The sequence below is a fragment of the Zavarzinia compransoris genome, from assembly GCF_003173055.1.
Classification (GTDB): domain Bacteria; phylum Pseudomonadota; class Alphaproteobacteria; order Zavarziniales; family Zavarziniaceae; genus Zavarzinia; species Zavarzinia compransoris.
The window spans coordinates 48,314-68,337 of the sequence record NZ_QGLF01000004.1 but is presented as its reverse complement, the minus strand read 5'-3'; the positions used below and the strand labels follow the sequence as shown (position 1 = coordinate 68,337).

The following is a 20,024-nucleotide window of genomic DNA, read 5'->3' as shown; positions in this document are numbered from 1 at the left end:
ATGCACCTGCAGTTCCGCGCAGAGCTCGGCCTGGACGAGACGGCGACCGCCGTCGATCTCGGCCATGCCCCCGCGGACCTGCTGTTTCTCTCCTTCGCCGACAGCGAGCTGGCGGCCCTCCGCGCCGCCCAGGGGCCCGGCCATCCAAGCCTGCGGATTGCCGACCTCGGGCGCCTGCGCCATCCGCTTTCCGTCGATCTCTATCTCGAACGGACGGCGGCCGGGGCCCGCGCCATCGTCGTCCGCCTGCTCGGCGGCCTGGACTATTGGCGTTACGGGGCGGAGGAGATCGCGGCGCTCGCCCGGGGCCGGGGCATCCCCCTCGCCCTCCTGCCCGGCGACAATGGCGCGGACGAGCGCCTTGCGGCCCTCTCCACCATGGCACCGGAAACCCTGGCGCTGCTGGCCGACTGCTTTCGCCATGGCGGCGCCCGCAACATGGGCCTTGCCCTGGACCTTGCGGCCCAGGCCGCCGGCCTCGGGCCCCAGCCGGCGGCCGGGGTCGAAGTCCTGCCGCCCTTCGGGGATTTTCCCCTGCCGCCGGCCGAAGGCGAAGCCCGGGCGCTGATCGTCTTCTATCGCAGTCATCGCCTGGCCGGCGATACCGCCATGGTGACGGATCTTGCGGCGGCCCTGGCCGGGCAAGGGCTCGTCCCTGCCGCCCTTCACGTCGCCAGCCTGAAGGACGGGGCCTGCGCCGCCTTTGTCGAGGCCCGGATCGCGGCCCTGGCGCCCGCCGTGGTCCTGAACCTGACCGGTTTCTCCGCCCGGCTGGGCGATGCCCCCTCCCCCCTCGATGCCGCCGGGGTGCCGGTGCTGCAACTGCTCTGCGGCAGCAATGGCGAACGGGCCTGGGCCGGCAGCAGCCGCGGCCTCGGCGCCGCCGATCTGGCCATGCAGGTGGTGCTGCCGGAACTGGACGGGCGCCTGTCCGGCGGCCTGATCGCCTTCAAGGAGCGGGACGAGGCGGGCGAGGCCCGGCACCGGCCCTCGCCGTCCGGCATCGCCATGGCGGCGGCGCGTGCCGCCGCCTGGGCCCGGCTCGCGGCCAAGGCCCCGGCGGAACGGCGCCTTGCCCTCGTGCTGTCCGATTACCCGGGCGTCGGCGGGCAGGCGGGCCATGCGGTCGGCCTCGACAGTTTCGCCTCCGCCGGGGCCATCCTGGCCGATCTCGCCGCCGCCGGCTATGACACCACCACCGTCACGGCGGAAGGGATCGCCGCCGCCCTGACCGGGGCGCCCGCGGCCTTCCTGCCGCTGGCCGCCTACGAGATCCTGTTCGCCGGCCTGCCGGCACCGGCGCGGGCCCGGGTCCTGGCCGCCTGGGGCCCGGCGGCGGATGATCCGGCGGTCGCGGACGGTGCCTTTCGCCTGCCGCTGCTCAGCCTCGGCCGCGTCACCGTCGCGCTTCAGCCGGACCGGGGCCGGGCGGCCGGGCGGAAGGCGGAATTCCACGATCCCGACCTGCCGCCCCGCCATATCTATGTCGCCTTTTACCTGTGGCTGCGCCACCGGCTCGGGATCGACGCACTGATCCACCTGGGCACCCACGGCACGCTGGAATGGCTGCCGGGCAAGGCGGTGGCCCTGGACGAGGCTTGCTTCCCGGCGGCCCTGGCCGGGCCGCTGCCCGTGGTCTATCCCTTCATCGTCAACAACCCGGGCGAGGCGGCCCAGGCCAAGCGGCGCCTCGGCGCCGTCACCATCGGCCACCTGACGCCGCCCTTGCGCCGCGCCGGATTGCATGGCGAAGCCGAGGACCTGGAACGGCTGATCGACGAATTCGCCGCCGCCGACGGCCTCGACCCGCGCCGCAGCCGCCTGCTGAAGCGCGAGATCCTGGACCGCGCCGGGGCCGCCGGCCTGCTGGCCGAAAGCGGCATCGCCCCCGGGACCGACGACGACACGGCGCTCGCCCGGCTCGATGCCTGGCTTTGCGATGTCAAGGATCTCCAGATCCGCGACGGGCTGCATGTCTTCGGCCGCCCCGCCCCCGGCCTGCGGCACCTGCGCGCCGCCCTGCCGGCCGGTGCCGCCCTCGATCCTTGTGCCGAGGGCGAGCGCCGGGGCCTGCTGGCAGCGCTGGACGGGCGCTTCGTCGAGCCGGGGCCGGCGGGGGCGCCGACGCGGGGGCGCGCCGACGTCCTGCCCACCGGGCGCAATCTCTATACGATCGATCCCCGTGCCGTGCCCAATCGCTCGGCCCTGGTGCTGGCGGAGAAGGCGGCGGCGGCGCTGATCGAACGCTACCTCCAGGATCACGGCGACTGGCCGCGCCGCTTGGTGCTCGACCTCTGGGGCAGCGCCACCATGCGCACGGGGGGCGAGGATCTGGCCCTGGCCCTGCTGCTGATCGGCGCAAGGCCCCTGTGGGACGAGGGCAGCGCCCGGGTGGCGGGCACGGAGATCCTGCCGCTGGCCACCCTGGGGCGGCCGCGGGTCGATGTCACCCTGCGCATCTCCGGCCTGTTCCGCGATGCCTTCGCCGCCCAGATCGCCCTGTTCGACCAGGCGGTGCAGGCGATCGCCCGCCGCGACGAAGATGCCGCCTGGAACCCCCTGGCCGCGACCGCCCGCGCGCTTCAGGGCGCCGAGTTCCGCCGCGCCACCACGAGAATCTATGGCGCCGCCCCCGGCAGTTACGGTGCCGGCGTCACCGGTCTCACCGACGCGGGCGGCTGGCAGGACCGCGCCGACCTCGGCCGCGACTATATCGCCCGGGGCGGTGCCGCCTTCGGCCTCGATCTCGACGGCACGGCCGATGCGGCCGGCTTCGCCGACCGGCTGCGCAGCGCCGATGCCCTGGTCCACGGCCTCGACCACGGCGAAATCGATATTTTCGAGAGCACGGATGTCGCCGCCCATATGGGCGGTTTCGCCGCCGCCGGCCGGCCCGGTGCCGCCCTCTATCTCGCCGACCAGCGCGACCCGGACCGGCCCCGGCTGCGCCCCTTGCGCGACGAGATCGCCCGCGTTACCCGCGGCCGCGCGGCCAACCCGCGCTGGATCGCCGGCATGATGCGCCACGGCTATCGCGGGGCGGCGGAAATCGCCCGCACGGTCGAACCCCTGTTCGTCTTCGCCGCGACCCTGGCCGAACCGCTGGACGCCCAGTTCGACCTTCTCTTCGCCGCGACGCTGGGCGACGAGGCGGTCGACCGTTTCCTCGCCGACACCAACCCCGCCGCCCGCGCCGCCATGACCGCCCGCTTCGCCGAAGCCCGGGCCCGGGGCCTGTGGCACCCAAGGCGTAACGATGTCGCCGCACGGATCGAGGGCGGCGCATGACGGCGGCGGCGAAGGGCTGGTGCCCGTCGATCGGACGGCCCATGGCGGCGGCGGACGGCCTGATCCTGCGGGTGAAGCCGCCCGGCGGGCGGCTGCGCGGGGGCGATGTCCTGGCCTTGGCCGAAGCTGCGGCCGAGGGCGGCAACGGCCTGATCGACCTCACCGCCCGGGGTAACCTGCAATTCCGGGGCTTCGGGGAGGGCGCGGCCACGAACTTCGCCGCCCTGGCCGTCGCCCGGGGTCTTGCCCTGCCGGAGGGGCTCGTGGAACAGCGGCGCAATATCCTGGTGGCGCCGCTGGCCGGCGACGGGGCCCGGGCCCTTGCCGCGGCCCTGGCCGGCGCCCTGGCGGACGAGGATCGGTTCGGCGCCCTGCCGGCCAAATTCGCCTTTGCGATCGAGGATGACCGGGGCCTGCCCCTCGGCCCCGGTCACGGCGATATCGCCTGCCGCCTCGGCGGCGATATCGCCGACCTGCTGCTGCCCGGCGCCACGGCCAGGGTGGCGGCGGGGGCGGCCTTGCCTGCCATGCTCGCCCTTGTCGATCGCTTCCTGGCGGTGCCGGGGGCGCGGCGCCTGCGCGACCTGCACCCGGGCGTCCTGACCGCCGGCCTTGCCGGGGTCGGGCCGGCACCGGCACCCCTTGCCCCGCCCGCGCCGGGGCCCCTTGCCCATGGCGGCTGGCGGGGGGTGGCGGTCGGCTTTCCCTCCGGCCAGGGCAATGTCCGGCAGTGGCGGCAGCTTGCCCGCCTGGCCGGGGACGGCTGGCTCTATCCGACCCCGTGGCGGAGCGTGCTGGTGCCCGGCGATGCCGATACCATGGTGCCGGTGCTCGACCGTCTCGGCCTCGTCACCGCGGCCGGCGATCCGCGCCTTGCGGTCATCGCCTGCACCGGCCGGCCGGGCTGCGCCGCCGCCAGCGTGCCGACCCGGCCCGATGCCGCCCGGCTGCTGGACCTGCTGGCCCCGCCCCTGCCGGCGGGCGGCATTCACCTGTCCGGCTGCGCCAAGGGCTGCGCCCATCCGGGGCCGGCCGCCGTCACCCTGACCGGCAATGCGGGGCATTACGACCTCGTGCTCGGCGGCCGCGCCGGGGCGCCGCCGATCGCCACCGGCCTCGATATCGACGAGGCCGCCGACCTGATCACCACCCTGCTGGAAAGCCGCCGGGCATGACGACGACCTATGACTATATCCGCGACGGCGCGGCGATCTATGCCCGCTCCTTCGCCATCATCCGGGCCGAGGCCGATCTTTCCCGCTTTCAGGGCATCGAGGAAAAGCTGGTGGTGCGCATGATCCATGCCGCCGGCATGGTCGGGATCGCCGATCAGGTGGAACTTTCCCCCGGGTTCGGCGCCACGGCGCGCAAAGCCCTGCTGACGGGCGCCCCCGTGCTGTGCGATGCCCGGATGGTCGCCATGGGCATCACCCGCGCCCGCCTGCCCGCCGGCAACGAGGTCGTCTGTCTTCTGGACGATGCGCGCGTGGCCGAGCGGGCGCGGGCGATCGGCAATACCCGTTCCGCCGCCGCGCTGGATTTCTGGGGCGACCGGCTGGGCGGCGCGGTGGTCGCCATCGGCAATGCCCCGACCGCCCTGTTCCGCCTGCTGGAACTGGTGGCGGCCGGGGCGCCGCCGCCCGCCGCCGTGATCGGCATGCCGGTCGGCTTCGTCGGTGCCGCCGAATCGAAAGCAGCGTTGGCCGCCGATGGGCGCCTGCCCTTCGCCATCGTGCGCGGGCGCCTGGGCGGCAGCGCCATGGCCGCCGCCGCCGTCAACGCGCTCGCCAGCGAGGTCGAATGATGGCCACCCTTTACGGCGTCGGCATCGGCCCCGGCGATCCCGAACTGCTCACCCTGAAGGCGGCGCGCATCGTCGGCGCCGTGCCGGTCGTCGCCTATTTCTGCAAGGCCGGGCGGCCGGGCCATGCCCGTACCATCGCCGCCCCGCACCTGAACCCGGCGGCGGCCCATCTCCGCCTCGAATATCCCTTCACCATCGAAGTGCCTGTGGGCGATCCCCGCTACCTGATCGAGATCGGCCGTTTCTACGATGCCGCCGCCGAGCAGGTCGGGGCGGAACTGGACCAGGGCCGCGACGTCGCCGTGATCTGCGAGGGCGACCCGTTCTTCTACGGCTCCTTCATGTATCTCTACGACCGGCTGCGCGACCGCTTCCCGACCGAGGTGATCCCCGGGATTACCGGCATGGGCGGCTGCTGGACCCGCGCCGGCAGCCCGATCACCCATGGCGACGACGTGCTGACCGTGCTGCCCGGCACCCTGGGGGCGGAGGCCATGGCCGCCCGCCTTGCCGGCGCCGATGCCGCGGTGATCATGAAGGTCGGCCGCAACCTGCCGAAGATCCGGGCGGCGCTGCAAGACGCCGGCCTGCTGACCCGCGCCATCTATGTCGAGCGGGGCACCATGGCGGACGAGGCGATCCGCCCGCTGGCCGCCGTCGAGGGCGACGACGCCCCCTATTTCGCCCTGATCCTCGTGCCCGGCCGGCAGCGCCCGCGATGACCGGCGCGCTCTTCATCATCGGCCTCGGCCCCGGGGCCCCGGAACTGGTAACGCCGGAAGTTTCCGCAGCACTGGCGGCGGTCGACGACGTGCTCGGCTATTTCCCCTATGTCGAGCGGGTGCCGGCCCGGCCCGGCCTGACGCGCCACGGCAGCGACAATGGCGACGAACTGGCCCGCGCCCGCCAGGGCCTGGCGCTGGCGGCGGCAGGAAAGCGGGTCGCGCTGGTGTCGGGCGGCGATGCCGGGGTCTTCGGCATGGCCGCTGCCGCCTTCGAGGTGGTGGAAGGGGAGCCCGGTTTCGCCGGCCTCGACATTCGCGTGCTGCCCGGCATCTCGGCCATGTTCGCCGCCGCCGCCCGTGTCGGGGCGCCGCTGGGGCATGATTTCTGCGCCATCTCGCTCTCCGACAACCTGAAGCCCTGGGACGTGATCGCGGCGCGGCTGGCGGCGGCGGCCGAGGCGGGCTTCGTCGTCGCCCTCTACAACCCGATTTCCCGGGCCCGGCCGTGGCAGCTGGATGCCGCCTTCGACCTGCTGCGCCCCCTGCTGCCGGGCGACGCGCCGGTGGTCTTCGCCCGCGCCGTCACCCGGCCGGACGAAGCGGTGGCGGTGGTGCCCCTGGCCGAGGCGCGGGGCCAGATGGCCGACATGCGCACCCTGGTCATCATCGGCACCGCCGAGACGCGGCAGGTGGCGCGCCCCGCCGCGCCCCCCTTCGTCTATACCCCGAGAAGGATGGCCTGATGGCGCAGCCAGGCGAGCGCCGCCTCGGCGGTTTCCACCGTCTCGACGTCCGGGACCGGCGGGCGTTCGACCATGATCACCGGCAGCCCCAGGTCGCGCGCCGCCGCCAGCTTGGCCGCCGTGGCCGTGCCGCCGGAATTCTTGGTCACGATGACATCGATGCCGTGCTCGTCCAGAAGGGCACGCTCGGCCGCGACGTCGAACGGGCCCCGGGCATTGATCAGCACCGCTTCCGGCGGCAGCAGCGCGGCATCGATCGGATCGACGCTGCGGATCAGATAGGCGTGCCGGGGCCGGTCGCGGAAAGCCGCCACTTCCTTCTGGCCGACGGTCAGGAAGACCCGGCGCCGGGCGATGCCGATCGCATCCGCCGCCGCGGCCATGTCCGGCACCCGGTGCCATTCGTCGCCCGGCCCCGCCGTCCAGCCGCCCCGGCGCAGCGCCAGCAGCGGCACCCCGGCATCCCGCGCCGCCCCGGCGGCATGGGCGGAAATGCGCGCGGCAAAGGGATGGGTGGCATCGATCAGGGCCCGCACCCCGTTCCCCCGCAGGTAATCGGCCAGGCCCGCCGCGCCGCCGAAGCCGCCGATCCGGGTCTCGACCGGCTGCGCCGCCGGGTTGCGCGTCCGCCCGGCATAGGACAGCACCGCCCGGAACCGCCCCTCGCCGGCGAGCAGGCGCGCCAGCGCCGAGGCTTCGGTGGTGCCGCCGAGAACCAGAACCTTCATGACCGCCTTGCCTTGAGGTAACCCATGCCTGTCCATGCCGGTGACGAGGGCGAATCCCCGCCGTGGCTGACCATCATCGGGATCGGCGCCGATGGTGTCGAGGGCCTGTCGCCCAAGGCTTGCGCGGCGATCCGCGCGGGCCGCCTGGTGGTCGGCGGCGCCCGCCACCTGGCACTCGCCGCCGCCCTGATCGAGGGCGAGACCATGGCCTGGCCGAGCCCGCTGGCCGGGGCCCTGCCCGGCCTCCTCGCCCGGCGGGGCGAGGCGGTGGTGGTGCTCGCCTCGGGCGATCCGTTCTTTCACGGTATCGGCGCCACCTTGTCGCGCCACCTGCCGGCGCGGGAGATCATGGTGCTGCCCGCGCCCTCGTCCCTGTCGCTGGCCTGCGCGCGGCTGGGCTGGCCGGTGGCCGGGGTCGCGGCGATCAGCCTGTGCGGCCGGCCGCTGGAACCCTTGCGGCCGCTGCTGCACCCGGGGGCGCGGATCGTCGCCCTGTCGGCGGACGGCGGCACGCCGGCGGCGGTCGCCGCCCTGCTGGCGCGCGAGGGCTTCGGCGCCTCCACCCTGCATATCCTGGAAAACCTGGGCGGGGCCGGCGAGCGCCATTTCCAGGCCACGGCCGGCGCTTTTCCGGACACCGCCTTCGCGCCTCTGAACCTGCTGGCGATCGAGGTCGCCGCCGGGCCGGATGCCCGCGTCATCCCGCTTGCCCCCGGGCTTGCCGACGCTTGGTTCGACCATGACGGGCAGTTGACCAAGCGCGAGGTTCGCGCCGTCACCCTGGCCGCCCTTGCCCCGCGCCTTGGCGAATTGCTGTGGGATGTCGGGGCCGGGGCCGGTTCCATCGCCATCGAATGGCTGCTGCGCCACCCCGGCCTTGCCGCCATCGGCCTGGAACGGGACCCCGCCCGCGCCGCCCGCTGCCGCGCCAATGCCGCCAGCCTCGGGGTGCCGCACCTGCACGTGGTCGAGGGGGCGGCGCCCGCTGCCTTCGCCGGCCTGCCGGCGCCGGATGCGGTCTTCATCGGCGGCGGCCTGACCGTGCCGGGCGTGCTGGACGGCGCCTATGGGCATTTGAAGCCGGGCGGCCGCATCGTCGCCAACAGCGTCACCCTGGAGGCGGACGCGGTGCTGGCCGGGGCGGTGGCGCGCTTCGGCGGCACGCTGACCCGGATCGGCATCGAGCGCCTCGATCCGATCGGCCGGCTGCACGGCTTCCGGCCGGCCATGACGGTGACCCAATGGGCGGCGGTGAAACCATGATCGTCGCCGGCATCGGCTGCCGCCCCGCCTGTCCGGCGGCAGAAATACTGGACCTGCTGGCGCGCGGCGGCCGGCGGCCCGACCTGATCGCCACCGTCGCGGCGCGGCTGTCCGCCCCCGGCCTCGCCGCCGCCGCGGCCACGCTCGGCCTGCCGCTGGCCGGCTTTTCCGCCGCTCGGCTGGCAGACGAAGTTGGGCGGATCACCACCCCCTCGGCCCTGGCCGGACGGCACCTCGGCACGCCCTCGGTGGCGGAGGCGGCGGCGCTGGCGGCGGCAGGGCCCGGCGGGCGGCTGATCCTGTCCCGGATCGCCAGCGCCGGCGCCACCCTGGCCCTTGCAGAAGGAGAAGGACCGTGACCATCCATTTCATCGGCGCGGGCCCCGGCGCGCCCGACCTGATCACGCTGCGCGGGCGGGACCTGATCGCGGCCTCGCCGGTCTGCCTTCACGCCGGCTCCCTGGTCCATCCGGCGATCCTGTCCCATTGCCCGCCGGGGGCGCGCATCATCGACACAGCACCCCTGTCGCTGGACGAGATCATCGCCGAATGCGCGGCGGCGACGGCGCGGGGCCAGGATGTCGCCCGGCTGCATTCCGGCGATCTCTCGGTCTGGAGCGCGATGGGCGAGCAATTGCGCCGGCTCGACGCCCTGGGCATCCCCTATGACGTCACCCCCGGCGTGCCCAGCTTTGCCGCCGCCGCCGCCGCGCTGAAGCGGGAACTGACCCTGCCCGGCCTTGCCCAATCCCTGGTCCTGACCCGGACCGGCGGCCGCGCCTCGCCCATGCCGGCGGGGGAGGAATTGGCCCGCTTCGCCGCGACCGGCGCCACCCTCGCCCTGCATCTGTCGATCCATGTGCTGGACAGGGTGGTGGAGGACCTGCTGCCTTTCTACGGGCCGGAAGGGCCGATCGCCGTGGTCTGGCGCGCCACCTGGCCGGAGGAGCGGATCGTCGCCGGCACGCTCTCGACCATCCGGGCCCTGGTCGCGGCGGCGCCGATGGAACGCACCGCGCTCATCCTGGTCGGCCCCGCGCTGGCGGCGACCGATTTCCGCGAGAGTGCGCTTTACGACCCCAGCTATCAGCGGCGCTTTCGCGGCCGCCCCGAGCTTCAGCCGTGACGGGCGAGCAGGCGGCCCGCCCGGTCGAAGACGATGACCTCGACCGCGATCCCCGTGCCCTCGACGGTGGCGGCGGCGACCGCCTGCGCCCGCCGGGCGACGAGGGCGGCGATGTCCAGCCCCCGGGCCTCGCAGCGTTGCAACGCTTCGAGTGCGGTATTGCAATCGGCAAGGCCGGGATCGCCGGCAAGCCCGGCCAGGAAGCCGAGGTCGAGGGCGCCGCGCCGCGAATGCAGGTCGAGCAGGCCCTGGGCCAGCTTGGTCATCTTGGCGAAGCCGCCGGCGACGGTGACCCGGGAAACCGGGTGCCGGCGCAGGTATTTCAGCATGCCGCCGACGAAATCGCCCATGTCGATCAGGGCGATCTCGGGCAGGCCCAGCAAGGCCGCCACCGCCGCCTCGGAGGTGGAGCCGGTGGCGCCCGCGACATGGCCGAGGCCGGCAGCCCGGGCGACGTCGATGCCCCGATGGATCGAATGAATCCAGGCCGAGCAGGAAAAGGGCACCACGATGCCCGTGGTCCCCAGGATGGAAATCCCGCCGACGATGCCAAGGCGCGGGTTCAGGGTCTTCCGCGCCAGTTCCGCCCCGCCGTCCACCGAAACCTCGACGATCACATCGCCGGCCGCGCCGGTGGCAGCCGCGACATCGGCGACGGCGCGGGCGATCATGGCCCGGGGCATGGGGTTGATCGCCGGCTCGCCCGGGGGGACCGGCAGGCCCGCCCGCGTGACCATGCCGACCCCGGGCCCGGCCCGGTAGAGAACGCCCGCGCCCGCCGGGCCCGGCGTCACCGCGGCCCGCACCAGGGCGCCGTGGGTGACATCCGGATCGTCGCCCGCATCCTTGACGATGCCCGCCTCGGCCCGGCCGGGGGCAAGGCCGGTGACGGCAAGGGCGAAGGCCGGCTGCTGGCCCTTCGGCAGGGTGATGGTCACCGGGTCCGGGAAATCGCCGGTCACCAGCGCCGTGAACGCCGCCTTGGCCGCCGCCGCGGCGCAGGCACCGGTGGTCCAGCCATAGCGGAGATTGTCCTTTGGGGGCAGGTCGGCATCGCTCATGCCGCCCTCTATAGCACGGGGCTAGCGCCGTGAACCCGCCCGGCCTCATCATCGCCGCGCCGCGCTCGGGCGCGGGCAAGACCACGGTCGCCCTCGGCCTGATGCGCGCCTTCGCCCGGCGGGGCCTGAGAGTGCAGGCGTTCAAGAACGGGCCCGACTATATCGACCCCGCCTTCCATGCCGTCGCCACCGGCCGGCCCGGCTGCAACCTGGACAGTTGGGCCATGACCGGCCCGATGATCGACGGGCTGATCGCCGCCCATGGCGAGGCCGACCTTGCGCTGGTCGAGGGCTCCATGGGCCTGTTCGACGGCGGCGCCCTGCCCGGGGCCTCGGGCCATGGCGCCAGCGCCGATCTCGCGGCCCGGACCGGCTGGCCGGTGGTGCTCGTCCTCGATGTCTCGGGTCAGGCGCAGTCGGCCGCCGCCACGGCGCTGGGCTTCGCCCGCTATCGGGCCGATGTGCGGATCGCCGGCATCATCCTGAACCGGGTGGCAAGCGCACGCCATGCCGGGCTGATCGGGGACGCCTGCGCCGCCCTGGGCCTGCCGGTACTGGGCGCGCTTTACCGCGACACCCTGCCGAAACTGGAGGAGCGGCACCTCGGCCTCGTCCAGGCCGGGGAAGTGCCGGCCCTCGACGGGTTGCTGGACCGGCTGGCGGCGGCGATGGCGGAGGCCCTCGACCTCGACCGGCTGGCGGCGCTGGCCCGGCCGGCGGCCACCGGGCCCAGGGCGCCCTTGCCCCTGGCGCCGCCGGCGCAGCGGATCGCGCTGGCGCGGGACGACGCCTTCTCCTTCCTCTATCCCCATCTGGCGGCGTCCTGGCGCGCGGCGGGGGCGGAGATCCTGCCCTTTTCCCCCTTGGCGGACGAAGCGCCGGCGCCGGATGCCGACCTCGCCTGGCTGCCCGGCGGCTATCCCGAGCTTCAGGCCGGGCGGCTGGCGGCCAACGGGCGCTTCATGGCCGGGCTCCGCCGCTTTGCAGCAGAAAAGCCGGTCCATGGCGAATGCGGCGGCTACATGGTGCTGGGCGCGGGGCTGGTCGCGGCCGACGGCACGCGCCACGCCATGGCCGGCCTGCTGGGCCTGGAGAGCGATTTTTCCCGCCGGCGCCTTCATCTCGGCTACCGGCTGGCGGAAACCCTGGCCGCCAGCCCGCTCGGGCCAAAGGGGCTCAAGCTGCGCGGCCATGAATTCCATTATGCGACCGTGGCGGCGACCGGCGGCGACGAGCCCTTGTTCAAGGTGGAGGATGCCGCCGGCCAGCCCGTCGCCGCCGGGGGCAGCCGGCGCGGCCCCGTCACCGGCAGTTTCTTCCACCTGATCGCGCCGGCGTGACCGTCAGCGTTGCTCCAGCCCGCACCATGCGGCCATGAACAGGGCCAGGACTTCGGCGACCTCCATCATGCTGGGGATCGAGACCCATTCGTCGATGCCGTGAATGCTGCCCGCCGTCGGGCCATAGCAGGTGGCGGGCGTATCGCCGTAAAGGATGAAGAAACGGGCATCGGTGGTCGCGGTCGAGGCCAGGTCCGCCAGGGGCTTGGCGGAAACCTGGACATGGGCCCGGCGCAAGCCTTCCAGCAGCGGGTCCTGCGGATCGATGGTGCAGCCCTCGGCCTGGAAACCGCGATAGCGCACCGTCACCCGCGCCCCCCGCAGGCCCGGATCGGTGGCGACCGCCTGCGCGATCGCCGCCTCCAGCGCCTGTTTCACCGCCGCGATGGTCATGCCCGGATAAAAGCCGACACGGACATCGATCCGCGCCGCGCAAGGGACCGAGGACGGCCATTCGCCGCCCTCGACCCGCCCCAGGTTGAAATTCACCGGGTGGCGATGATCGCCATAGCAGGCATGGCGGAAACCCGGCTCGTTCCACGCCGCCTCCAGCCCGCGCAGGGCCCCGAACAGGGCATGGGCCGCCTCGATCGCATTGATGCCGGCGGCGGTGTCGAGAACATGGGCCGGCCGGCCCACGACCTCCACCGTCAGCCACATGACGCCCAGTTGGGCGACCAGCAGGCTCTGGTCGAACGGCTCGGGAATGATGGCGGCATCGGCCCGGTAACCCCGGGCAAGGCAGGCGAGCGCACCGTTGCCGGTGCATTCCTCCTCGATCACCGATTGCAGGATGACCGGGGCCGCCGGTTGCAAGCCAAGGGCGCGCAGGGCTTCGAAGGCCAGGGTATAGGCGACGATCCCCGCCTTCATGTCGCCGGCGCCCCGGCCGTAGAGCCGGTCGCCGTCGAGGCGCGGCACGAAGGGCCCGCCGGTCCAAAGGTCCGCCGGCCCGGTCGGCACCACGTCGATGTGACCGTTGAGGATCAGGGACTGGCCCTTTTGCGCATGCGGCCGGTGCAGGCCGACCACATTCTCGCGCCCGCCGTAATCCTCGATCACCGGGGGCGAGAAACCGGGCAGGTCCCGGATCAGGGCGGGATCGACCTCGAAGCGGTCGAGGGCGAGGCCGAGATCGCTGAACCGCGCCGCCATCAAGTCCTGCGCCGCCGCCTCGCGGCCAAGGGTGCTGTCGGCCGCGACCAGGGCGGACAGGTGGCCGAGCCCCGCCCCCTGCAAGGCGCGGACGGCGGCCCGGATCTCGGCCACGAGGCCGGTGTCGAGGGTCATGGCGCCTCCCCCGCGAGGCGCTGGAATGCCTCGCCGTCGATCTGGTGGATCAGGTCGTCGGCCGCGGGGCGGAACCCGGCGCGGCGATAAAACCCTTGCGCCGCCCCGTTCGCCGCATCGACCGAGAGGCGGATATAAGTCCCGCCCCGCGCCGCCATGCGCGCGGCACAGGCCGCCAGCAGGCGCCGGCCAAGGCCGCCGCCGCGGCAGGCCGGATCGACGTAGAGATCCTGGACATAGGCGCCGGGCCGTCCCCGCCAGGTGGAGAACGAACGGAAATAGAGGCAGAGGCCGACCGTCCGCCCCCCGTCCTCGGCGATCAGGGCTTCGAAGGCGGGATCGGCGCCGAAGCCGTAACGCCTCAAGTCCTCGACCGTGCCCCGGATCTTGCCGGCCTGATCCAGGGCGGCGCCGATGCCGAGGATCATGGCATGGATGGCCTCCGCATCCTCGATGGTGGCGGGGCGGATCAAAACGCCACCTTGTCGCCGCCCTTCAGGTGCAGCATGGCCCGGGCCTCGTCCGGGCTCGCCACCTCGAGGGACAGGGCTTCGAGAATGGCGCGGATGCGCCGGACCTGTTCCGCGTTGGAGGTCGCCAACTGGCCCCGGCCAAGGGTAAGGCTGTCCTCCAGCCCGACGCGGACATGGCCGCCGAGAATGGCGCCCATGGTGACCAGCGGCATCTGGAAACGCCCCGCCCCAAGCACCGAGAAACGGTAGTCGCGGCCGAACAGGCGGTCGGCGATGCCTTTCATGTGGATCAGGTTCTCGGGCTCCGGCCCGATGCCGCCCAGCACGCCGAGCACGAACTGGATGAACAGCGGCCCCTCGACCAGCCCCCGGTCGCGGAAATGGGCCAGGGTATAGAGATGGCCGACATCGTAGCATTCGAATTCGAAGCGGGCGCCGCAGCCCTTGCCCAGGCGCTCCAGGATATCCTCTATGTCCTTGAAGGTATTCTTGAAGATCGTGTCGCGGGTGTTCTCCAGCAGGCGCGGCTCCCAGTCGTGCTGCCAGTCCGGATAGCGCTCCACCAGGGGGAACAGGCCGAAATTCATCGAGCCCATGTTGAGCGAGCACATTTCCGGCGCGGCGCGCAGCGGTGCCGCCAGCCGCTCGTCCAGCGTCATGGCCGACGAGCCGCCGGTGGTTATATTGATCACCGCGTCGGTCGCCTGGCGGATGCGCGGCAGGAAGCGGAAGAAGATGTCCGGGTCCGGGCTCGGCCGGCCGTCCTTGGGGTCGCGGGCGTGGAGGTGCAGGATGGCGGCGCCCGCCTCGGCCGCCGCGATCGCCTGCCCGGCGATCTCGTCCGGGGTGACCGGCAGGTGCGGGCTCATGGTCGGGGTGTGGATCGAGCCGGTGACCGCGCAGGTGATGATGACCTTCCGCGCCGCCATGGCTCAGGCCCCGACCGGGAGATGCAGTTCCGCCGCGAGGTCCGCGAGGCTTTCGGTCAGGATCGCCATCAATTCCTCGACCTGCGCCTCGGTGATGATCAGGGGCGGGCAGACCAGGACATGATCGCCCTCGTAACCGCCCCGGGTTCGCCTTGAATAGATGATCAGGCCTTTGTCATAGGCGATGTCCACGAGCCGCTGATAGGCGTTCAGCCGGGCCGGCAGGGGTTCCATGGTCCCTGGGTCCGCGACCAGCTCGGCGGCCAGCAGCAGGCCCTTGCCCCGGACGTCGCCGATGAAGGGAAAGCGCGCCTTCAACCCTTCCAGCCGGGCCGCCAGCACGGCGCCCATGCGCGCGGCATTGCCGATCATGTCGCCGCGCTCCATCTCGTCGAGGACGGCGAGGCCGGCGGCACTGGCCAGCGGGTTGCCGGCATAGGTGAAGCCATGCAGGAAGCCCCCCGCCGCCAGCACGGGCGCGACGATCCGGTCCGGCGCGACCATGGCGCCCAAGGGACAATAGCCGGAGCCGAGCCCCTTCGAGAGGGCGACGAGATCGGGCCGCCCGTCCGGCCAATGGTCGCCGGCCAGGAATTTGCCGGTGCGCCCCGCCCCGCTCATCACCTCGTCGTGGATCAGCAGGACACCGTAGCGGTCGCAGATCTCGCGCACCCGGGGATAATAGCTGTCCGGCGCGACCAGGGCGCCGGTCGAGGCGCCGCCGACCGGCTCCATGATGAAGGCGAGCACGGTTTCCGGCCCCTCGGCCTTGATCGCCGCCTCCAGCATGTCGGCATAGCGCAGGCCCCGCCCGGCCGGGGTGAGGTCGTCGCGGTCGAGATAGGCGGTGGGCGCCGGGATCTTCGGCATGGCCGCCATCAGGGGCGAGAACGGCGCCGCCAGCGCGGCATAGCCGGTCACCGCCAGGGCCCCCAGGGTGCAGCCGTGATAGGAGGGAAAGCGCGAGATCACCTTGTAGCGGCCCGCCTGCCCGGTCGCGACCGCATATTGCCGGGCCAGCTTGATGCAGGACTCGGTGGCCTCGGAACCGCCGGAAACGAAGAACACCCGGTCGAAGCCGGGCGGCATCAGGTCGCACAGGCGGGTGGCGAGGTCTTCGGCCGCGTCATTCTCGAAATGCAGGCGATAGGCGAAGGTCGTCCGCTCCATCTGCCGCTTCATGGCGTCGAGGACGTTGCGGTTGCCATGCCCGATATTGACCACCATGGCGCCCGACGAGCCGTCGATCCAGCGCCGCCCGTCCTGGGCCCAGATGTAGATCCCCTCCGCCCGGTCCACCGGGGGCCGCCGGCTCCCGCTTTGATAGAAGAGATTGGAGGCCCGGCGATTCGATCCCGCATGCATTTCAACAAGCGACCCCTGGATTTAGGACCTCCGCAGCTTGCGCCCGCCCCGGGGACAAGGGCAAGGGGGACGGCGACCGACCACCACAGACGTATCAAGCCGCTTCCACCTTGATCGAAATGTTCAAGGCTTTCATCACGCCGAGCAGGGTGGACTGGTTAGGATCGCCATCGGTATCGAGGGCCCGGCCAGGGATGATTTGTAAGGCGTTGGTTTACATATCGATCGTAAAGCGTTACCTTACAGGCATGATCAAGACGTTCCGATCCAAGGCCCTGGAGACCTTCTTCACCACCGGCAACGGTCGGAGGCTGCCGGTACAGAACGAGGCGCGTTTGCGGCGAATGCTGCTGGCCCTGGATGCAGCATCGAAGCCCGAGGACATGAATCTCCCCGGCTTCAAATTTCATGCGCTGCACGCGGTCCCGGCCCGCTGGTCGGTGTGGCTTTCCGGGAACTATCGGCTGACCTGGGCATGGGACGGCGGCGCGATCGATGTCGATGTGGAGGATTACCACTGATGAATAATGCCCTACCCCCGATGCATCCCGGCGAGCTTCTTGCCGAGGATCTCATTCCCGCCACCGGCCTGACGAAGACCGCGATTGCCGAGCGCCTGCGCATCTCCCGCCAATCGCTTTATGACATCCTCAGCGGCAGGCAGCCGGTAACCGCGAACATCGCCCTCCGCCTCGGGCGCCTGTTCGGCAACAGTCCCTCGTTCTGGCTCAACCTCCAGGCGGCCTATGATGTTGCCGTGCTTGGGGCCGAGATGGCCGGCGAACTGGACAGGATCGAGCCGGTTCAGGCAGCAGAGTGAAAAGCACGGCCAAAGCTGCCGATGTCAGGGCTGCGGCGAGGTTGAAGCGGTCCGGCACTGCATTTCATCCGCAGCCCGGGAAGAGCCGCCTCACGCGAGGGAAACGACTCGTGTAACCGGTTCTGCCCCGCGAACGACCGCATCCGCCGAACCGACGGGAACAGCCGTCGAACGGCATCGGAAAAACCAGCGGAAAAACCGTCTGCCAAAAAATGAGCGAAGTCCTGGTCGGGGCGACAAGATTCGAACTTGCGACTTCTTGCTCCCAAAGCAAGCGCTCTACCAGGCTGAGCTACGCCCCGACGGCCCCTCCATACACGAGGGGGGCGGCAGGTTCAACGGCACTTGCGGCAGATGGCGGAAGCGGGCATCATGCCGCCCTCTTTCACTCGGGGGAGCCGGAGCGCCGGCTGAGAGGTTCCACGCGGAACGACCCCTTGAACCTGATCCGGTTCATGCCGGCGTAGGGATGGGTGGTGTCATGGTCGTTTCGGTGCCGCCGGCCGATGCCGGGGCTTCGTCACCCGCACATGGGATACAGGCGGCGCCCGGCGTGGCGGTGCGCTGCGCCTCCCTTGTCTACGGCGCGACCTGCCACTTCGACCGTCTCGACCTCGACCTCGCCCCCGGCGAGACCACCTGCCTGCTGGGCCCGAGCGGGGTCGGCAAGTCCAGCCTGCTGCGCCTGATCGCCGGGCTTGTCCAGCCGGGCCTTGCCGGCACGGTGGGCGCGGACGACGGCCGCGCCCTGGCCGGGCGCATCGCCCTGATGGCGCAGCAGGATCACCTGCTGCCCTGGGCCCGGGTCGTCGACAATGTCATGCTGGGGGCGCGCCTGCGCGGTGACGCAGCGGATCCCGAACGGGCGCGCCGCCTGCTGCGCCAACTCGGCCTCGAGAACGCTGAAGCGTTGTACCCCCGGGCGCTGTCGGGCGGCATGCGCCAGCGCGTGGCGCTGGCCCGCACCCTTTACGAGGCGGCGCCGATCGTCCTGATGGACGAGCCTTTCTCCGCCCTCGATGCCGTCACCCGTCACCGGCTGCAGGGCGAGACCGCCCGCGTGCTGGCCGGGTGCACTGTCCTGCTGGTCACCCATGATCCGCAGGAGGCGCTGCGCCTCGGCCACCGGATCCTCGTCCTGGCCGGCCGCCCGGCGACCCTCCGCGCCGTCGCCCCCTCGCCGGAACCGGTGCCGCGCGATGCCGGCAGCGCGGCCCTGGCCGCGGCCCAGGGCATGCTTCTCACCGCACTCGGCGCGGCGGAGGAGCGGTCATGACGGGGCTGCGCGCCGTCGCTGCGGGGCTGGCGACGCTCGCCGTCCTTCTGTTGCTGTGGCAGGCGGTGATCCTGCTGGCGGCGCCGCCCCCCTTCATCCTGCCGAGCCCGCTGGCGGTCGCCCGCGCCCTGGTCGAACAGCGCGAGCTGCTGCTTCGGCACGGGGCCGTGACCGGGCTCGAAATCGCCGCCGGCCTTGGCCTCGGCACAATGCTCGGGATCGGGGCGGCGGTGGTCCTCTCGGTCTCCCGGGGCCTGCGCCGTATCGTCCTGCCGCTGGTGATCGCCAGCCAGGCGGTGCCGGTCTTCGCCATCGCGCCGCTTCTGGTGCTCTGGCTCGGCTTCGGCATGGCGTCCAAGATCGCCATGACCTGCCTGATCATCTTCTTTCCGGTCACCATCGCCCTTGCCGACGGCATCGCCCGGCTCGATCCCGGCCTGACCGACATGGCGCAGGTGATGACCGGCGGCAGCGGCCGGCGCGGCCGGCGCCTGCGCCTGCTGCTGCGCCTCTACGGCCCGGCCGCCCTGCCCGCGCTCGGCTCGGGCCTGCGGATCGCGGCGGCGGTCGCCCCGATCGGGGCCGTGGTCGGCGAATGGGTGGGGGCCGCCGGCGGGCTCGGCTGGCTCATGCTCCATGCCAATGCGCGGGCCAAGATCGACCTGATGTTCGCGGCGCTGATCGTGCTCGCCGCCATTGCCCTGCTGCTTTACCGGCTGGTCGACCTGTCGATGCGCCGGCTCACCCCCTGGGCCGCGGGAAACGCCGCCCCCCTCGAGGAGACGACCCGATGAAACTGCTGAAGTCCCTGGCCCCGGCCCTTCTCGCCGCCGCCCTCGCCTTGCCCGCCCAGGCGGCCGACCGGCTGACCGTGCTGCTGGACTGGGCGGTCAATCCGGACCATGCCGCCCTCTTCGCCGCCAGGGCGCAGGGCTATTTCGCCGCCGAGGGGCTGGAGGTCGAACTGATCGCCCCCTCCGATCCCAACGACCCGCCGAAACTGGTCGCCGCCGGCAAGGCGGATGTCGCCGTCTCCTATCAGCCGCAACTGGTGCTGCTGGTCGACCAGGGCCTGCCCCTGCGCCGGATCGGCACCCTGGTCGACACGCCGCTGAACTGCCTGGCCACCATCGCCGACGGGCCGGTGAAGACGCTGGCCGACCTCAAGGGCCGCAGGATCGGCTATTCGATCGCAGGGTTCGAGGATGCGCTGCTCGGCGCCATGCTGAAGGACGCGGGGCTGGCGCCCGGCGACGTCGAACTGGTCAATGTCAATTTCGCCCTGGCGACCTCGCTGGCGTCGGGCCAGGTCGATGCGGTGATCGGGGCTTTCCGCAATTTCGAGATCCCGGAAATGCGCCTGCTCGGCAAGCCCGCCCGCATCTTCGCGGTCGAGGACCACGGCGTGCCCGCCTATGACGAATTGATCCTGGTCGCCGCCGCCGACAAGACCGCCGACCCGCGCCTGCCGCGCTTCCTGCGCGCCCTGGAGAAGGGCGCTACCCATGTCCTCAACCACCCGGACGCCGCCTTCGCCCAATTCGTGCAGGAGCATCCGGAACTGAACGACGACCTGAACCGCGAAGCCTGGACCCTGACCGTGCCGCGCCTCGCCGCCAGCCCGGCCGCCCTCGACCCCGGCCGCTTCACCCGCATCGCCGCCTTCCTGAAGGAGGCCGGCCTGATCGCCGAGGCCCTGCCTGCCGGGGCTTATGCGGCGACACCCTGAGGGACATAAAAAAAACGGCGCGTATCCTGCCCGGTACGCGCCGTCGGCTGATCCTTGCGGAATG

At 72.3% G+C, this 20,024-nt stretch carries 20 protein-coding genes, 1 tRNA gene and 1 riboswitch; of the genes, 14 read left to right on the top strand and 7 right to left on the bottom strand.

The genetic code is table 11. The features are described 5' to 3' along the window. The 5 genes from cobN to cobJ are packed head-to-tail and all read left to right on the top strand — an operon-like array spanning window position 1 to window position 6,560. Window positions 1–3,288 carry a cobaltochelatase subunit CobN gene (gene cobN, locus DKG75_RS14175; RefSeq protein ID WP_109921789.1) on the top strand — a complete coding sequence of 1,096 codons (3,288 nt, stop codon included), beginning with the start codon at window positions 1–3 and terminating at the stop codon, window positions 3,286–3,288. Beyond that, window positions 3,285–4,463 carry a hypothetical protein gene (locus tag DKG75_RS14170; protein ID WP_109921788.1) on the top strand — a complete coding sequence of 393 codons (1,179 nt, stop codon included), beginning with the start codon at window positions 3,285–3,287 and terminating at the stop codon, window positions 4,461–4,463. The genes cobN and DKG75_RS14170 overlap by 4 nt, the downstream gene beginning before the upstream one ends. Further along, the gene (locus DKG75_RS14165; RefSeq protein WP_109921787.1) at window positions 4,460–5,092 is read left to right on the top strand and encodes a precorrin-8X methylmutase; all 633 of its coding nucleotides are present in this window, start codon (window positions 4,460–4,462) and stop codon (window positions 5,090–5,092) included. Before DKG75_RS14170 ends, DKG75_RS14165 begins: the two co-directional genes overlap by 4 nt. Continuing rightward, entirely contained in the window at window positions 5,089–5,814 is a 726-nt protein-coding gene (locus DKG75_RS14160; RefSeq protein ID WP_109921786.1) for a precorrin-2 C(20)-methyltransferase, read from the top strand. Before DKG75_RS14165 ends, DKG75_RS14160 begins: the two co-directional genes overlap by 4 nt. After that, entirely contained in the window at window positions 5,811–6,560 is a 750-nt protein-coding gene (gene cobJ / locus DKG75_RS14155) for a precorrin-3B C(17)-methyltransferase (protein WP_109921785.1), read from the top strand. The genes DKG75_RS14160 and cobJ overlap by 4 nt, the downstream gene beginning before the upstream one ends. Here the strand turns inward: cobJ and DKG75_RS14150 are convergent. Beyond that, a complete protein-coding gene (locus DKG75_RS14150) occupies window positions 6,536–7,288 on the bottom strand; it encodes a cobalt-precorrin-6A reductase (protein WP_109921784.1) in 753 nt (250 codons plus the stop codon). The two genes, cobJ and DKG75_RS14150, sit on opposite strands and share 25 nt — an antisense overlap. Window positions 7,289–7,312: 24 nt before the next feature. Here DKG75_RS14150 and cbiE point away from each other — a divergent pair, with 24 nt between their 5' ends. The 3 genes from cbiE to cobM are packed head-to-tail and all read left to right on the top strand — an operon-like array spanning window position 7,313 to window position 9,677. Continuing rightward, window positions 7,313–8,551, top strand: a complete 1,239-nt coding sequence (gene cbiE, locus DKG75_RS14145; RefSeq protein ID WP_109921783.1) for a precorrin-6y C5,15-methyltransferase (decarboxylating) subunit CbiE — start codon at window positions 7,313–7,315, stop codon at window positions 8,549–8,551. Continuing rightward, window positions 8,530–8,910 carry a cobalamin biosynthesis protein gene (locus DKG75_RS14140; protein WP_166646596.1) on the top strand — a complete coding sequence of 127 codons (381 nt, stop codon included), beginning with the start codon at window positions 8,530–8,532 and terminating at the stop codon, window positions 8,908–8,910. The genes cbiE and DKG75_RS14140 overlap by 22 nt, the downstream gene beginning before the upstream one ends. Continuing rightward, window positions 8,907–9,677, top strand: coding sequence for a precorrin-4 C(11)-methyltransferase (cobM, locus tag DKG75_RS14135; protein ID WP_109921781.1), 771 nt, complete (start codon window positions 8,907–8,909; stop codon window positions 9,675–9,677). Before DKG75_RS14140 ends, cobM begins: the two co-directional genes overlap by 4 nt. Here cobM and DKG75_RS14130 read toward each other — a convergent pair. Then, complete coding sequence (locus tag DKG75_RS14130) at window positions 9,668–10,738, bottom strand: cobalt-precorrin-5B (C(1))-methyltransferase (RefSeq protein ID WP_109921780.1); 1,071 nt, start codon at window positions 10,736–10,738, stop codon at window positions 9,668–9,670. The two genes, cobM and DKG75_RS14130, sit on opposite strands and share 10 nt — an antisense overlap. Window positions 10,739–10,767: 29 nt before the next feature. On the opposite strand from DKG75_RS14130, the gene DKG75_RS14125 reads away from it, so the two are divergent. Further along, window positions 10,768–12,078 (top strand): cobyrinic acid a,c-diamide synthase CobB, encoded by a 1,311-nt coding sequence (locus DKG75_RS14125; protein WP_109921779.1) that lies wholly within the window; start codon window positions 10,768–10,770, stop codon window positions 12,076–12,078. A 3-nt stretch (window positions 12,079–12,081) separates the two neighbouring features. On the opposite strand, the gene DKG75_RS14120 is transcribed toward DKG75_RS14125, so the two are convergent. The 4 genes from DKG75_RS14120 to DKG75_RS14105 are packed head-to-tail and all read right to left on the bottom strand — an operon-like array spanning window position 12,082 to window position 16,069. Further along, a complete protein-coding gene (locus tag DKG75_RS14120) occupies window positions 12,082–13,368 on the bottom strand; it encodes a M20 family metallopeptidase (RefSeq protein ID WP_109921778.1) in 1,287 nt (428 codons plus the stop codon). After that, window positions 13,365–13,841 (bottom strand): GNAT family N-acetyltransferase, encoded by a 477-nt coding sequence (locus DKG75_RS14115; RefSeq protein ID WP_243746617.1) that lies wholly within the window; start codon window positions 13,839–13,841, stop codon window positions 13,365–13,367. The genes DKG75_RS14120 and DKG75_RS14115 overlap by 4 nt, the downstream gene beginning before the upstream one ends. Continuing rightward, on the bottom strand, window positions 13,838–14,770 hold the full coding sequence (kce, locus tag DKG75_RS14110; protein ID WP_109921777.1) for a 3,5-dioxohexanoate:acetyl-CoA acetone transferase: 933 nt from the start codon (window positions 14,768–14,770) through the stop codon (window positions 13,838–13,840). Before kce ends, DKG75_RS14115 begins: the two co-directional genes overlap by 4 nt. A 3-nt stretch (window positions 14,771–14,773) precedes the next feature. Beyond that, complete coding sequence (locus DKG75_RS14105; protein ID WP_243746618.1) at window positions 14,774–16,069, bottom strand: aminotransferase family protein; 1,296 nt, start codon at window positions 16,067–16,069, stop codon at window positions 14,774–14,776. 314 nt (window positions 16,070–16,383) lie between these two features. Here DKG75_RS14105 and DKG75_RS14100 point away from each other — a divergent pair, with 314 nt between their 5' ends. Next, the gene (locus tag DKG75_RS14100) at window positions 16,384–16,656 is read left to right on the top strand and encodes a type II toxin-antitoxin system RelE/ParE family toxin (RefSeq protein ID WP_109921775.1); all 273 of its coding nucleotides are present in this window, start codon (window positions 16,384–16,386) and stop codon (window positions 16,654–16,656) included. After that, a complete protein-coding gene (locus DKG75_RS14095) occupies window positions 16,656–16,955 on the top strand; it encodes a HigA family addiction module antitoxin (RefSeq protein ID WP_109921774.1) in 300 nt (99 codons plus the stop codon). The genes DKG75_RS14100 and DKG75_RS14095 overlap by 1 nt, the downstream gene beginning before the upstream one ends. A gap of 225 nt (window positions 16,956–17,180) precedes the next feature. On the opposite strand, the gene DKG75_RS14090 is transcribed toward DKG75_RS14095, so the two are convergent. Further along, window positions 17,181–17,257: transfer RNA gene (locus tag DKG75_RS14090), tRNA-Pro, on the bottom strand. 79 nt (window positions 17,258–17,336) lie between these two features. Next, a riboswitch (TPP riboswitch) is annotated at window positions 17,337–17,443 on the top strand. Between DKG75_RS14090 and DKG75_RS14085 the strand changes: the two genes are divergently transcribed. The 3 genes from DKG75_RS14085 (at window position 17,437) to DKG75_RS14075 (ending at window position 19,960) form a co-directional block, all read left to right on the top strand. Beyond that, window positions 17,437–18,231, top strand: a complete 795-nt coding sequence (locus tag DKG75_RS14085) for an ABC transporter ATP-binding protein (RefSeq protein ID WP_109921773.1) — start codon at window positions 17,437–17,439, stop codon at window positions 18,229–18,231. (Overlaps the previous riboswitch by 7 nt.) Continuing rightward, window positions 18,228–19,025 (top strand): ABC transporter permease, encoded by a 798-nt coding sequence (locus tag DKG75_RS14080; RefSeq protein ID WP_109921772.1) that lies wholly within the window; start codon window positions 18,228–18,230, stop codon window positions 19,023–19,025. Before DKG75_RS14085 ends, DKG75_RS14080 begins: the two co-directional genes overlap by 4 nt. Beyond that, on the top strand, window positions 19,022–19,960 hold the full coding sequence (locus DKG75_RS14075; protein WP_109921771.1) for an ABC transporter substrate-binding protein: 939 nt from the start codon (window positions 19,022–19,024) through the stop codon (window positions 19,958–19,960). The genes DKG75_RS14080 and DKG75_RS14075 overlap by 4 nt, the downstream gene beginning before the upstream one ends. Window positions 19,961–20,024 lie beyond the last annotated feature (64 nt).